Annotated in this window: 11 protein-coding genes; 4 read left to right on the top strand and 7 right to left on the bottom strand. The window is 67.6% G+C overall.

Features of this window, described 5'->3' with window-relative positions:
* Positions 1-33 precede the first annotated feature (33 nt).
* The 6 genes from ACSFBE_RS11310 to ACSFBE_RS11335 are packed head-to-tail and all read right to left on the bottom strand — an operon-like array spanning position 34 to position 7626.
* Positions 34-4248 (bottom strand): PilC/PilY family type IV pilus protein, encoded by a 4215-nt coding sequence (locus ACSFBE_RS11310; RefSeq protein ID WP_435490488.1) that lies wholly within the window; start codon positions 4246-4248, stop codon positions 34-36.
* Positions 4249-4261: 13 nt separating this feature from the next.
* Positions 4262-4906, bottom strand: coding sequence for a pilus assembly PilX family protein (locus ACSFBE_RS11315; RefSeq protein WP_435490489.1), 645 nt, complete (start codon positions 4904-4906; stop codon positions 4262-4264).
* Positions 4903-6096, bottom strand: coding sequence for a PilW family protein (locus tag ACSFBE_RS11320; protein WP_475539677.1), 1194 nt, complete (start codon positions 6094-6096; stop codon positions 4903-4905). Before ACSFBE_RS11320 ends, ACSFBE_RS11315 begins: the two co-directional genes overlap by 4 nt.
* A gap of 41 nt (positions 6097-6137) precedes the next feature.
* Positions 6138-6566, bottom strand: a complete 429-nt coding sequence (gene pilV, locus ACSFBE_RS11325) for a type IV pilus modification protein PilV (RefSeq protein ID WP_435490491.1) — start codon at positions 6564-6566, stop codon at positions 6138-6140.
* Positions 6566-7177, bottom strand: coding sequence for a pilus assembly FimT family protein (locus ACSFBE_RS11330; protein ID WP_435490492.1), 612 nt, complete (start codon positions 7175-7177; stop codon positions 6566-6568). Before ACSFBE_RS11330 ends, pilV begins: the two co-directional genes overlap by 1 nt.
* Positions 7171-7626, bottom strand: coding sequence for a type IV pilin protein (locus tag ACSFBE_RS11335; protein WP_435490493.1), 456 nt, complete (start codon positions 7624-7626; stop codon positions 7171-7173). Before ACSFBE_RS11335 ends, ACSFBE_RS11330 begins: the two co-directional genes overlap by 7 nt.
* Before the next feature lie 148 nt (positions 7627-7774).
* On the opposite strand from ACSFBE_RS11335, the gene ACSFBE_RS11340 reads away from it, so the two are divergent.
* The 3 genes from ACSFBE_RS11340 to ACSFBE_RS11350 are packed head-to-tail and all read left to right on the top strand — an operon-like array spanning position 7775 to position 11910.
* A complete protein-coding gene (locus tag ACSFBE_RS11340) occupies positions 7775-9445 on the top strand; it encodes a PglL family O-oligosaccharyltransferase (RefSeq protein WP_435490494.1) in 1671 nt (556 codons plus the stop codon).
* Between the two features lie 60 nt (positions 9446-9505).
* A complete protein-coding gene (locus ACSFBE_RS11345) occupies positions 9506-10708 on the top strand; it encodes a glycosyltransferase (protein ID WP_435490495.1) in 1203 nt (400 codons plus the stop codon).
* Positions 10705-11910 carry a glycosyltransferase gene (locus ACSFBE_RS11350; protein ID WP_435490496.1) on the top strand — a complete coding sequence of 402 codons (1206 nt, stop codon included), beginning with the start codon at positions 10705-10707 and terminating at the stop codon, positions 11908-11910. Before ACSFBE_RS11345 ends, ACSFBE_RS11350 begins: the two co-directional genes overlap by 4 nt.
* Here the strand turns inward: ACSFBE_RS11350 and moaC are convergent.
* On the bottom strand, positions 11895-12374 hold the full coding sequence (gene moaC / locus ACSFBE_RS11355) for a cyclic pyranopterin monophosphate synthase MoaC (RefSeq protein ID WP_435490497.1): 480 nt from the start codon (positions 12372-12374) through the stop codon (positions 11895-11897). The two genes, ACSFBE_RS11350 and moaC, sit on opposite strands and share 16 nt — an antisense overlap.
* An 87-nt stretch (positions 12375-12461) precedes the next feature.
* Here moaC and ACSFBE_RS11360 point away from each other — a divergent pair, with 87 nt between their 5' ends.
* Entirely contained in the window at positions 12462-14102 is a 1641-nt protein-coding gene (locus ACSFBE_RS11360) for a M48 family metalloprotease (RefSeq protein WP_435490498.1), read from the top strand.
* Positions 14103-14192: the final 90 nt, after the last annotated feature.

Genomic DNA, 14192 nt, shown 5'->3' on the forward strand with positions numbered 1-14192 from the left:
GGGGACTGCAGTGCCCAGCAGCAAAGACACCACTCAATCCGCCGTCGGCACTTCCCGCCAGTTCAACAGCCGCAGATTGAGGCCCGCGGGTGGCCTGAAACGGATGTTCCGCAGGTCGCCGGGCACGTCACCGGACACCAGGCGCACGACACCGTCGACGCTCACGAATTTAAGATCGGTGACCGCGGTGCCGTACTGCACGAAGGCTACGCTGTTGCCGTTGGCGTCGATCAGGGCTGAACGGCCCGTTCCGTAGTCGATGGCATAAGTGACGCTCACGCCGGAGGGGCTGCAGGCATCGCTGCTGGTGAGCAGCGGTGAAAACGCCACGATACCGTTGAAAGCGGTGGGGCTGCTCACCATGCGCAGGCCGATGCCATTTTCGGAGCCCAGGTCCATGTACCAGCCCAATGCGTCGTTCGGGATGGCGGCACCGGTGGTCAGGTTCGTCACGGCGGTCAATTCGGTGCGCGTAACCGGCATGGTGGCATCGGCCGGCTTGAAGGCGGTGGCGGTGCCGTCGATGACGGCATAGAAGGTCTGTGCTGCACTGGAGTTGATATCGCTCGCATCGAGCAACTGGCCCGTACCGATCATCACGTAGCGCTTGCGGCTGCTCGGTTGGATCTGGATGAGCGGGCGCGTCGTGATGGGCTGCGCGCGCGGCGTGGGTGATGCGCCATCGGTGAACTGCGCGATCTTGGTCGGAGCCGGGTAGGGCGCACTCGTGCCTACGGCCGCAGTGACGTCGAAGCGCCACAGCTGCCCGGAAAGATCACCCACATAGACCGCGTCGGCGGTGCCGTCGGTCAGGTCGGAAATGAAGGCGGTCGCGTGGGTCAGGCCGTTGGCCGCTGCGCCGGTACTGATCTTCTGCAGGACTTCGCCGGTCTGGGGCCGCAGGATGTAGAGATAGCCTCTGCCGTCGTTGTTGTTGTAACCCGAGGTCAGCACCACCACCCAGCCATAACGGCGGGTCTTCATCAACAGGGGCGAGCCGAAGCTAAAGCCCATGTTCGCGTCCGTGAACTCCCACAGCACCTTGCTGGCGACGGTGGTTTCGTCGGTCATATCGCCTGGATTGGTCACGTCGAGCGCGTAGAAGCTCTTCCCGCCTTTGCCCAGGCCACCCACCAGCAGAGAGCGCCAGTCCGAGGAGTCTGCGTCGGTGGTCGTGAAGGTGCCACCGGCATGGTTGAAGTCGATGTCCACGACTTCCGGCGTGGCATCGACGTAGTACCTGTGCAGGTAGTTCGGATTGCCCAGTTGAGCCAGGCCGTCCACGGTGGGCGTGGCCGGATTGCTGGGGCCCTTGAACACGGCGCTCGGCACATAGGCGAATTGCTCGAGGCCGGCATTGGCGCCGGTCAATTCGCCCCGGAATGCGTGCAGCATGCCGTCGTTGGCCCCGGCGTAAACCATCGTGGGACGCGCCGCTTTGCCCGCCTTGAACGCAGCATAGCCAGGGTTCACGGCGTCGGAGTAGGTCGAGCCGGGCGGGCCGACGGGCTTGACCTTCGCATTGACGATGTCGCCCAACAGCTTGCTGCGTAGCCGGTAGGGCCTGGTGGCGTCGGAGTCGGTCTTTTCATGGCTTCGGTCGCCACGCAGATAGTTCAGGTAGTCGGCGCTGTCGTCGCCCGTCACGAAGGCCGTGTCGAGCGCCGCTCTTTGGCTGCCAGTGCCGCTGGAGATGGCGTCGATCCGGAACGGCACGCCTGCGGAGCCACTCCAGGTGGCGATGCGGCGGTTGGTGTCCCAGCCCTCCCCCGCCAACTGGGTGGCGAGCTTGTCGGTGCTGGTCCATCGCAACTGGCGTGACGGCGTGCCGTCGGCCGTGAAGCTGAGCTCGCTCGCGCTGACGACGCTCGTCCAGTCTTGCGCGTTGTACTGGGAGGCGTACGACGCAGCCCCCAATCCCTGTATCTGCAAGGCAGAGAGAGAGAACGAAGTCGTGTAGGCCTGAATCGCGTTCACGATGTTCTCGAACGCCTTCGTGAGACCTGACACCAAGGTTTCGGGCTTGCCGGCCGCGAAGTAGTTGTCCGGGCGCGCTTGCGTGAGCGGGGTGTTCCGGGCGTCGGTGAGCGTATCCCCTGTGGTGGACCACCAGTCCAGCGGAATGGTGCCGGCGAACGTGTAAGGGTTGAAGTCAGCGGGAAGCTTTTTCTGATTCAGCCCCCCGAACTTCGCGGCCAGGTAGAACTTGTTGTTGCGCGAGAACGGCTGTTCCAACACGTCCACCCAGTACGTCTGCACGGTTTGTTTGCCGGTCAGGTCGTTGCGAATGTCCATGGTGTTGGCGTCGTAGGCAAGGCCGGCCATGTAGTCGGTCGAGTTCGAGGAGCCCGTTCCGACGGTCGCCTGGTTCTCCCCCATGCCCTGCAAACTCTTGACCTTGTTGGTCGCGGTCACGGCATTGACGGAGGTGTCCGAGCGCACCTCGTCCGGCATGGTGGGCTCGTCGGCGGTCAGTGTGTTGCCGGGAACGTTCTTGTCCCGGTGGGTGTAGATGTCTCCGATGCCCAGAACGAAGTTGCGCTGGCACGAGTATTGGATCGGGTCGCCCCAATTGGTGATGACGGGGAAGCCATCCACCCACTTGGTGCGTGTGGCAGCATCGCTTGCCCCGCTCATGTCGCTCCAGGCAGGCACGTTGCCCAGGTTGCGGTAGTAGCGCAACGCTGCATAGAACAACTCGTTCACCGGGTCGATGGCCTTGTAAGTTCCTGGCATCAGTTGCCCGAACTTGTTGAGGTAGTTCATCACTCCACTGTCGCTAACCGTGGCGCCGGCTGTATTGGTGGCGTCCGTGGGGTCGGGGTTGCGCGCGAGCACCCCAGTGTTGGCATCCCACTCGCTGGCGAGGTTGGTGGCAGGAGTTTCGCCCGGCACCGGGTAAGTCGGACCGACGAACTTCTGCCTTGCGCGCAGCACGGCGCCGTCTCTAAGAAGGTTGTCATCGTTCAAGTACCCGAAGGCGCTGTAGCGCATCTTGTTTGCGTACTGCTGGATCAGCCCCTCGGGCTTGTAGTTGCTGCCGTAGGCCTTGCAGTTCGGCTCCAGGCCGCCGGCTGCCGCCGAGGGGTCGCACACCTTCACGCGCACTGTGTAATCTTGCAAGCCACCGTCGTCGCTGAAGGCAGTGAAGATGCCGGCAGAAGGCTTGCGCCACAGCAACTGCATGACGGCGCCGCCACCGCCTTCGTAATATTCCACCCGCACGCGGTAAGTCTGGCCGGCCGTCATGGCGATAGGTACCGAGTCGTCGATCACCGGGCCGTGGTCGGTCCAGTTGTTGATCACGCAATTGCCATTGGTACCCGTGTTGTTGGTGCAGGCGTCGAAGCCGCCGCCGTTGGTCGACACCCACACGCGCACGCCGTCGTCCGAGTTGGTGCGAAACACATAGCTGCCGGTTTCGGGGGCGGTGTAGGTTCCATCGAAGCGCGCCGAGAAATTGTCTGTACCGATATTCGATTGAGGGCGGCCTGTGCCCCAGTCGTGATAGGCCGAATCATTGAGTACGGTAGATGACGCCCCGCTCAGCGTGGTGTTGTTGAAGTAGTTCGCTGTCATCGTCCGCGTGGCAGTACCCGTGGCGTTGATCCGCATCGCAAAGCCGCGGCCATCGATGACGACCGACAAGGCCGTGGCTGTCGAGAACGGCGTGGCACCGGCGACCTGGTCCAGTGGGATGCGCCCTTCGGCACGGGCGGTTTGATCGCGCGTGGGGAAGTAGCCCTGCCCGGCATTCCGCCCTTTTTCGATGATCGTCTCGGTCGGGGTGTCCAGGACGCGCCGTCCACCGGTCATGGCCCATCGGAAGGGGTCGATCGCGGTGAGCGTGGCCCAATTGAGAAAGTTGCCACTCCACTGGCCGGTACAGGTCCTGGTGGCACTGCGTCCGACAGGCGCAAAGTAACTGGAGTCGCCCAACGCGGAGTCGGCAGTCACGCCATTGGGCGTCGAGTCCGGCATGTACCTGTAGCACTTCTCGGGGTCGAAGTACCCCAAGAAACGAGTATTGCTGTTGTAGTCGGCGACGTGGGCCACCCGCGATACGGTGGGGTATTCCACCGACAGCGTGAGCGCCAGGTTGCCCGGCACGTCCGAGGTCGCGAACACCGGCTGATCGGACAGTGTGGTCGCCGAGGCGATCATGGCTGCGCCGATCATCAGGCCCAAACCAGTGGCGATGCCGGCACGGCAAACCGCACGAACACGCGATCGGATGCTTGTTTTCATATTCGCCTTGGGCCTACTCGGGCTTGGTGAAAGAGGCCTGCAGGAACACCTGTGTGTCGCGCGGGCCGTCGACGCGCACGCTCACCCGATAAATCGGCGGGCTGGGGACGGACGGGCCGGGTGTGCTCAGCTGGCTTTGGTCGCCGCCCAGCGTTTCCGTGCTCGAAGGTGTGTAGACGCAGCGGTTGTTGCCAACGGTCGAAAACAAGCCGGTGGCGTTGCACATGCGGTCGATCACGTAGTGCACGGTGACATTGCCGCTGCCCGTAATGCTGGCACCGGTCGGTGCAAAGGTATTGTTCAGGACGTCGGGTCCGGTCAGCGTGGTCTTTTTCAGCAGCACGCGGGGAATGCCGTGTTCGTTGGTCTGGAGCTCGACGGCGCTGTAGTTCGCGCTCGGCAGGTTGGCTCTGGTGGTGGTCGATGTGGCGAGCGCGCCGCCGGCCTGGAAGGCACGCATGGCCTGTGCGATCGCGAGTTCGCCCTGGTTGACGAGGTCACGCTTGAACGCGAGATTGCCGGCACCGAACAGCGAGGTATTCATCGACCGCATCACGGCGACGCCGCCGGCAAGCAGCACCACAAGGATGATCAGGCAGAACAGCAGCACCACGCCGCGCTCGCGCGCCGGGCCTTGCGTTTTGGACAGGGTCTTCATGACAAGGGCAGCAACAGCATGTTGCGCAGCGGGATGGTGGTGTCGATGACGCGGTAGCGGAAGTTCTGGTCCGTCGTGGGAACGGTCAGCGTGCGCCGCGCGGCCGCGTCGAGGTCGCCGAAGATGGTCAGCGTCGCAGGGGTTACGGCAGTCTTCTCGTACAGGCTCGAGCGGGTCACAAGTGCAACGCGCACAGCCACGATCCGGCGGAGCGTGTCAGGCGCCGTCATGAGGGTGCCGATGGCGTAGTTGGTCGCGCCGGGGTCAACCCACGTCTCGACCGTGCCGTTGCCGTCAGTGTCGACGCCGTAGACCGCATACAGGGCCACAACACCGTCGGCCAGCGATTGCAGGGCCGAGGCGTCCGTGCCTTCGTTGGCATTGGTGCCGGCTGCGCGGAGCAGGTCGTAGGCCACGAGAGTTCGGTCTGCGCCCACGCCGACAAGCTGGAATTGAACGTTGTTGGCTTGTACGTTGCCCAAGGGGGTGAAGAAGGCGGAACCGCTCCCGGCCAGCGTGGCCAGCGAGGTCGTGCTGCCGGTCGATGTGACATAGCGGTCGCCCACAGGTAGCACCTCGTTGCCCGTCGCATTCAATGCCGTAACGGCCGAGGCATCGGCTGCATGGACCTGCTCGATAAGGCAATCGTCCACGCCTTCCTGACTTACCAGGCCGATGTCCCCATTGCCAAGTCCGATGGTGTTGTCGAGTCGCAGGTTGTTGGTGCTGGCAATGCCCGACCGGATGCGCCGCGGCACGTCGCCTGCGGCTGCATTGCCGCCCATGATGACCAGCATGTCCGAACTGCCCGCCGTGGCGCCCTTGGCGATCAGCAGAGGGGCGACGCGCAGGTTGCCGGCCGCCGCGGCACCAGCGCCTCCGAGCAATGTGTCGAAAGGCGCCGGGAAGGCGGTGGTGCGCGGAAGGATGGTGGTCTGTGCGCCGCCGATGCTGCGCGACGCGCTCAGTCGACAGCCGAACACGCCGCGCGTGCCGGTCTGCGCAAATCCGGACCCCACACTCCGCAGCATGCGATCGATGACGTAGGCGGCATAGGCTCCGCTCTGGTTCATGTCGTTGGTGGACGTGGTGCTGCGCTTTCGCGATTCGCCGAGCGTCACGACGCTTGTCACGGCAAGCACGACGACCAGGCCGATCACCATGGCCACCATCAATTCGATGAGCGTCACGCCGCGCAATCGGGCACGGACGAGGGGCGGGTGAGTGGAAATCATGGCATCGATGGCAGCGTGACCCGCGTGGTGAGACGACTGCCCTGCTCGCTGGCCGTGCGTTGGGGCGGTCGCCAGGTGATGAGGATGTCGGCGGTGTTGGTGGCGGCATCCGACGTGATCGTGACTGCGCCGCCGGGCAGGCCGCCGGCCTGCAGGTTGCTGGCACGGTCATTCCACGACGGCGTGCCGGCGGCCGGATCGATCACCACCGTTCGCCCGATCCACATGGCGGTCGCGATGTCGTTGGCGATGAGCGATGCGCGGTTGCGGTCCTCGGCGTCGACCGAAAGGCTGATTGCCCGCGTCTGAAGGCCGATCAGTCCGAGAATTCCGAGCGAGAACAGAAGGATCGACACCAGCACTTCGATCAGCGCGACGCCGGTCTGCGTGGCGGGTGCGGCGCGGTGGGGGCGGCGATTGCTCATCACGCGGGGCATCCATCAGGATGGGTGTTCGACAGGGTCTTGGCCGGATCGCACAGCCGCACCTGCCCACCCAGTGCGACCAGAACGCGTAGCGGGCGATCGGCACCGGGCACCGTGACGTCGTATGTCGCTGCAGTCGCCGCGCAGGCAACGCCGGTGCCTGGCGTGGGGTTCGCCACCAGTCGTCCGAGCGAACTGAAGCACACGGTGGCCGGGCCGGCGATCTGAGCGTCGGGGGCCACGCCGGTCAGCACACCGCCTTCGATGAAGGTGGGGTCGTCTTCTTCTCCCGTCAGGAGCGGCACGAAGTTGACCGACCAGTTGGCTCCGTTCGTCGTAGCCGTGAGGCCATCTTCCGGATGGGTGTCGGCCGTTAGCGAGAAGACCGTCTGACGGCTGCGCCGAAGCGCCTCGGCCTGTGCAAGGCGGAGGCCGTTCTGCAGCGTGTCCGTGACCGTGCGCACGCGGCTGTTGCGCACCCATCCGTTCATAGCCGGAAAGGCCAACGCCAACAAGATGGCGAGCAGCGTGATCGTCACCATCATCTCGATCAGCGTGAAACCACGCGGCCTCGGGGTTCGAGGAGGCAGTCTTGTCGCTTTCATCAGCATCCTGACTTTTTCGTCGTCCACCCTGTGGTGCAGGCTGTCCAACCGGCCCCCGCGAAGAGGGTTGCCCGCGTGTCCTGCTGGTTGACGGTGAAGGTGAACCCGTTCGTCGGGCCGCTTCCGACCGCCTGGGCTACGAAGGTGGTTGCCGTCAGTGTCGTGCAAGTGATCTGAAAACTGCCGACAGAGACGGGGGTACTTGCCGGTGGGCAAGGTGTCGTGAAGCTCCCTTGAGTCGTGTACTGCCGGTTGTCCTGAAAGTGTCGTTCCATGTTGGCCCTCAGCATCGAGAGCGCGTTGTGTGCGTCCACGAGTTGGCCACGCAGTACATAGTCCCGGTAACTTGGCAGCGCGATGGCGGCCAGAATGCCGATGATCGCGACGGTCACCATCATTTCAATCAGTGTGAAGCCACGGGAAATGCGCAATGGACGTGAAGCGGCGGTGGGCACTAGATGACCTTTGATGAGGGAGGTGGCAATGGTGACAAATTGTCACCGGTCTGTTGCAATAAACGTTAACCGCTCGTCTGGCCTTGGCTGCCTTCCGTCCCACGCGGCGGCCGGGCTGCCAGCTTGATGAGTCGGCAACAATGTGCGCATGAGTTCTCCTGCCGCCTCGCCCGCCTTCACCTCGGCCGGCGCTCCAGGCTTCGCCCCCGCAGCCCTCATCGCACTCCCCTTCCTCTCCCCCTTCGTCGCCGGCCCCTCCGCCAACGTCTGGCAACTGCTCGTCACCTGGGCCTGCGCGACCGCACTGTGGGCGATCGGCCCGCGCGCGCGGCCGTCGCTCGGCGTGCTGGCCCTGCTGGCAGTGCTGGGGGCAGCCATCGCGCTTGGACATGGCGCGGATCTCTCCCAAAGCCTGGGCGCTTGCACCGCACTGGCGATGGCCGGCATCGCCGCGTCGGTCGGTGCCGCCTGGGCGCGTGCGCCGGGTGAGGCGGTGGCACCCCTGGCCCTCGGTCTGTTCGCCGCGGGCGTGGTCAGCGCGGTGCTCGGGCTGTTCCAGTACTACGGCGCCGCCGCCTGGCTCGCGCCCTTCACGACCGCGCCCGATGTCGGCCAGGCCTACGGCAACCTGCGCCAGCGCAATCAGTTCGCGACGCTCGTCTCGATGGCGCTGGTGGCCGGGCTGTGGCTGCATGCCGGCTGGGGGCGAGGGGCCCGGCTGGGTTTGTGGGGTGGGGTCGCGCTGCTGACGCTCGCCGCCGCCGCCTCGACCTCGCGCACCGGCCTGTTGCAGTGGCTGGCCGTCAGCGCGCTCGGCGGCGGCCTGGCGTGGGCCGAGCGCCGCGGCCGGCCCGGCGGGCCGCATCGCTTGCCGCATCCGCTGCTGCTGCTCGGCCTGATCCCGGCCTATTTCATCGCCGCCGGCCTGCTTCCCCTGCTGGCCGGCCCGGAGGTCGAAGACATGCTGCGCCGGCTGCGCGAAGGTGCGCCAGAAGGCCACAGCCGCCTGCTGCTGTGGCACAACGTGATGGACCTGATCCGCGAGCGCCCCTGGGGCGGCTGGGGCTGGGGCGAACTGAGCTATGCGCACTTCATGCACCTGTACGGCGGCCCGCGCTTCGTCGAGATCCTGGACAACGCGCACAACCTGCCGCTTCACCTGGCGGTCGAGCTGGGCCTTCCCGCGGCGCTGGCGGTCTGCGGCGGCTTCGCGGCGCTGGTGCTGGCCGCCCGGCCGTGGCGCGAGCGCGATCCCGCGCGGCTGATGGCCTGGGGCGTCCTCGGGGCGATGGTGCTGCACAGCCTGCTCGAATATCCGCTCTGGTACGGGCCGTTCCAACTGGTGTTCGGGCTCTGCCTCGGCCTGCTCTGGCCCGGCGCCGACGCGCGCGTGCGGCAGGGCCACCGCCGGGCCGTTTCGGCCGTCACCGCGTTGCTGGTCGCCGTCACCGCCTATGCCGGCTGGGACTACCTGCGCATCAGCCAGATCTACCTGCCCCGGGCCGAGCGGCTGCCGCCCTGGCGCGACGACACGATGGCGAAGCTGAAGGCCTCGTGGCTGTTCGCCGAGCAGGTGCGATTCGCCGAGTTGTCGCTGACGCCGGTCGTGCGCGCCACGGCGCCGGAGGTCCATGCGCTTGGCCAACGAGTGCTGCACTTTTCGCCGGAGCCGAAGGTGGTCGCCAAGCTGGTCGAAAGCGCCACGCTGCTGGGCCGGGACGACGAAGCCCTGGCCCTGGCCGCGCGCTTCAAGATCGCCTATCCCGTGGAATATGCCCGCTGGATCCGGGGCGAGGCGCCCGATGCGCCGGCCGATTGAGCCCTTTGGTCACAAAGTAAGCCAAAATGTAAACTTTTGACTGCCTGTCTGTTCGAGCGCATGAAGATCCTGAGCGTCATTTCCAGCATGGACCCGGTCAAGGGCGGGCTTTCGCAGGGCATCCGGAACCTGGTGCCGGCGCTGTCGGCGCTGGGCGTCCAGAGCGAGGTCCTGAGCTTCGACCCGCCCGATGCCGACTTTCTCGGGCAGGACGACTTCCCCGTCCATGCGATCGGCCCGGGCAAAGGCCCCTACGCCTACTGCGCCGCGTTGCGTCCGTGGCTGGACGAAAACGCCGGCCGCTTCGACGCGGTCATCGCCCAGGGGCTCTGGCTGCACAACAACGCGGGCACCTGGCGCGCGCTGCAGCGGCTGCGGCGCACCGGCGCTTGGGCCGGCCGGCCCGGGCCGCGCTTCTATGTGATGCCGCACGGCATGCTCGACCCGTATTTCCAGCGCGCGCCGGAGCGCCGCTGGAAGGCGCTGCGCAACACGCTGATCTGGAAGCTGTTCGAGGGCGATGCGGTCAACGGCGCCGACGGCGTGCTCTTCACCTGCGCCCAGGAACTGCTGCTGGCACGCGAACCCTTTTCGCCCTACCGGCCGCAGCGCGAGCTCGACGTCGGCTTCGGCATCCAGGCGCCGCCGCCGCTCCATGCCGCCATGGCGCCGGCCTTCGCCGCCCGCTGCCCGGGCCTGGGGGACAAGCCCTACCTGCTGTTCCTCGGCCGCGTGCACGAGAAGAAGGGCACCGACCTGCTGCTCCGCGCCTACCTGGCGCTGTGCCGCACGCAGCCCGACATGCCGGCGCTGGTCATCGCCGGCCCGGGGCTCGAGAGCGAGCACGGCCGCGGCCTGCTGGCCTTGGCCGGCGGCCATCCCGACGTGCACTTTCCCGGCATGCTGCGCGGCAACGAGAAGTGGGGCGCGCTCTACCATTGCGAGGCCTTCGTGCTGCCCAGCCACCAGGAGAACTTCGGCATCGCCGTGGTCGAGGCCATGGCCTGCGGCAAGCCGGTGCTGATCAGCCCGCAGGTCAACATCTGGCGCGAGTGCGCGCCCGGTGGGCTGGTCGATGAAGACAACGCGGCCGGCGTGGAGCGCCTGCTGACGCGTTGGCTCGCGCTCGCGCCGGCCGAGCGCAGCGCACGCGGCACCGCGGCCTTCGCGGCCTACCGACGCCACTTCGCCGCCGGCGAGGCGGCCCAGCGATTGCTCCGCGCCTTGCGCATGGTGCAGAACGAACCCTTGGCCACGGCATGAACATCGTCCTCTTCGCGCACCCGACCTTCCTCGGCTCGGCCAGCATGCCGCGCTACACGCAGTGGCTGGCCGACGGCATGGCCGCACGCGGCCACACGGTGCGCGTCTGGGCGCCGCAGCCCGGCTTCTACGGGCTGCCGGTGCCGCCGCGCCTGAAAAAGTGGATGGGCTACCTCGACCAGTTCGGCGTCTTCCCGCGCTGGGTGCGCCGGCAGATGGCGGCCCAGCCGGCCGACACGCTCTATGTCTTCAGCGACCATTCGCTCGGCCCCTGGGTGCCGCTGGCGGCCTCGCAACCGCACGTCATCCACTGCCACGACCTGCTGGCGCAGCATTCGGCGCTCGGCCGCGTGCCGCTCAACCGGCCGGGTCTCAGCGGGCGCCTCTACCAGCGCTACATCCGTCAGGGCTTCGCGCAGGGGCGCCGCTTCATCGCGATCTCGAAGAAGACCGAGCAGGACCTGCGCGGCTTCGTCGGCCCGGCACCGGTGGTCGAGGTGGTCTACAACGGCGTCAATCCGCAGTTCGGTCCGGCCCGGGACATTCCGGCCCAGCGCCTGGCGCTCAGCCGGCGGCTGGGTATCGACCTGTCGCGTGGCTTCCTGCTGCATGTCGGCGTCAACGTCTGGTACAAGAACCGCGCCGGCGTGCTCGCCATGGTCGACCGCTGGCGCCGCAGCACGCCCGAGGGCCTGCCGCTGCTGATGGTGGGTCCGCCGCCGCCGGACACGCTGGCCAGCCAGCGGCTGGCAATGCATGCACCCAGCGAGGTCCACTTTCTCTCGAAGGTCGACGACGACGTGCTGATCGGGCTCTACGGCACTGCCACCGCCTTCCTGTTCCCGTCGATCGCCGAGGGTTTCGGTTGGCCGATCGCCGAGGCGATGGCCTCGGGCTGCCCCGTCATCACCACCGATGCTGCGCCGATGAACGAAGTCGGCGGTGACGCGGCCTTCTATGTGCCGCCGGCCGATGTGGCCGCGCCCGCCGATGCGGCGTGGACCGCGGCGGGCTCCGCCGTCATCGCGCAGGTGCTGGCGCTCTCGCCGGAGGCGCGGCAGGCGGCCGTCGCGCGGGGTCTGGCGCAGGTGCGCCATTTCGATTCCGAAGCCGCGCTCGACCGCATCGAAGCCCTCTATCGCCAGGCCCTGGCCGCGCCGGCGGCCGTGCCACCGGGCGTCGCGCGTCAGTCGGCCACGTAGCTCCCCGACTTGCCGCCGTGCTTCTCCAGCACGCGGACATCGGTGATCGTCATGCTGCGGTCGACCGCCTTGCACATGTCGTAGATGGTGAGCAGGGCGACCTGCACGGCGGTCAGCGCTTCCATCTCGACGCCGGTCGGGCCGACGGTCTCGACGGTGGCGGTGCAGACCACCTCCGGCACGCCGCCCTCGGTCATCGCGAAGGCCACGGCCACCCGCGTGAGCGCCAGCGGGTGGCACAGCGGAATCAGGTCGCTGGTTTTCTTGGCCGCCTGGATGCCGGCGATGCGCGCGATGCCCAGCACGTCGCCCTTCTTGGCGGTGCCCGACTCGATCAGCGCCAGCGTGTGCGCCTGCATCTCGATGCGGCCGGTGGCGACGGCCACCCGGTGCGTGGCGGGCTTGGCGGCCACATCCACCATGTGGGCCTGGCCTTGTGCGTCGAAGTGGGTGAGTTGGCTCATGATGAACGTTCCCGAAGGGTGTGCATCATACGAGGCCATCGTTGATTCCAGATGCCCTGCCTCATTCCCCGTCTCCTTCCTTGTCTCATGCCGCGTTCGACCGCCGCCCGCCCTGCCCCCTCCCGTCTCCGCGCCCTTCCGCGTGCGCTGCGCGCGGCCGTCGTGGCCCTGCTCGCCGTTTCGCAGCTGCTGGTGCCGACGGCAGCGCGCGCGCAGCTGCTGCCGGGGCTGGGTGACGGCGGCGAGATGACGGCCGCCGCCGAGCGCCGGCTGGGCGACCAGATCGCGCGCGAGCTCTACCGCGACCCCGACTACATCGACGACCCGGTGCTGGTCGACTATGTGCAGGCCATCTGGCAGCCGCTGCTGGCGGCGGCGCGGCTGCGCGGCGACCTCACTCCCGAACTCGACGAGCGCTTTGCCTGGGCCGTGCTGCTCGGGCGCGACCGCAGCATCAACGCCTTCGCGCTGCCGGGCGGCTACCTGGGCGTGCACCTCGGGCTGATCGCCGTCACCGACAGCCGTGACGAGCTGGCGACGGTGCTGGGCCATGAGCTGTCGCACGTCACGCAGCGCCACATCGCCCGCCTCATGGCCAAACAGAGCCGCGACATGCCGCTGATGCTCGCCGCGCTGGTGCTGGGCGTGATCGCCGCGAGCAAGAGCCGGAGCGGCGACGCCGGGCAGGCCATGATCATGGGCAGCCAGGCCATGGCGATGCAGAAGCAGCTCGACTTCTCGCGCGACATGGAACGCGAGGCCGACCGCGTGGGCTTCGGCGTGATGACGCAGGCCGGCTTCGCTCCGCAGGGCGCGGCCTCGATGTTCGAGAAGCTGCAGTACGCCTCGCGCCTCAACGACAACGGTTCCTATCCCTACCTGCGCAGCCACCCGCTCAACAGCGAGCGCATCTCGGACATGCAGGCGCGCTTCCAGTTCCGCGCCGAAGGCGTCGCGCCGGAAGATGCCAGTGCTGGCCAGGCCCTGACCGGCGCCGCGCGGCCGAACGCCCCGCGCACGGCGGCCGCCGCGACGCTGCGCATGGACCACGCCATCGCCGCCGCCCGCGCCCGCGTGCTGTCGCGGCCGGGCGTCGACGTGCTGCGACTGTGGCTCGACGCCGCCGCCGGCCCGGACTTCGCACGTCGTTCGCCGGCCCAGCAGGCCGGCATGCTGACGGCGGCGGCCCTGGCGGCGAACGAACTGCGCGATCTGCGTGCGGCGCGGGCGCTGTCGGACCGGCTCACCGCCCTGACCGCCCCGGACCCCGCCGCGGCGCGCCTGGCGCGGCTGCTCAGTGCCGAGCTTTTCCTGGCCGCCGGCGCCGCCTCGCAGGCGGCGGCCCTGCTCGACGTGCGTGCCAAGACGCGCGCCGAACTGCTTCTCGCGGCCCAGGCGGCCGTCGCCACGCGCCAACCCGGGCCGGCGGCGGCAGCGCTGCGCGACTGGGTGGCCGGCCATCCGCGCGATGCGGGCGCCTGGCAGGCCTTGGCGGCGGTGTATGGAGCAGAAGGCGACACCTTGCGCGCGGTGCGCGCCTACGCGGAAGCGAATGTCGCTGTGCTCGACTATGCCGCGGCGCGCGATCGGTTCAAGGCGGCCCAGGAGCTGGCCCTGCGAGGCTCCGGAGGCGCCGTCGATCACTACGAGGCATCGATCATCGACACCCGGGCGCGCGCCGTCGAAGCCCTGCTGCGAGAGCAGCAGTCCGAACCGCCTTTGCGCTGAGACCTGTGGACGCTGATGCCGGATTTGGCTGGGCAAGACCCGGCCCACTCGATATTTCCCCGCGGATTCAGGCGGAAGTCACGCTGGCCG

This window comes from Variovorax sucrosi (assembly GCF_051216635.1).
GTDB lineage: Bacteria > Pseudomonadota > Gammaproteobacteria > Burkholderiales > Burkholderiaceae_C > Variovorax.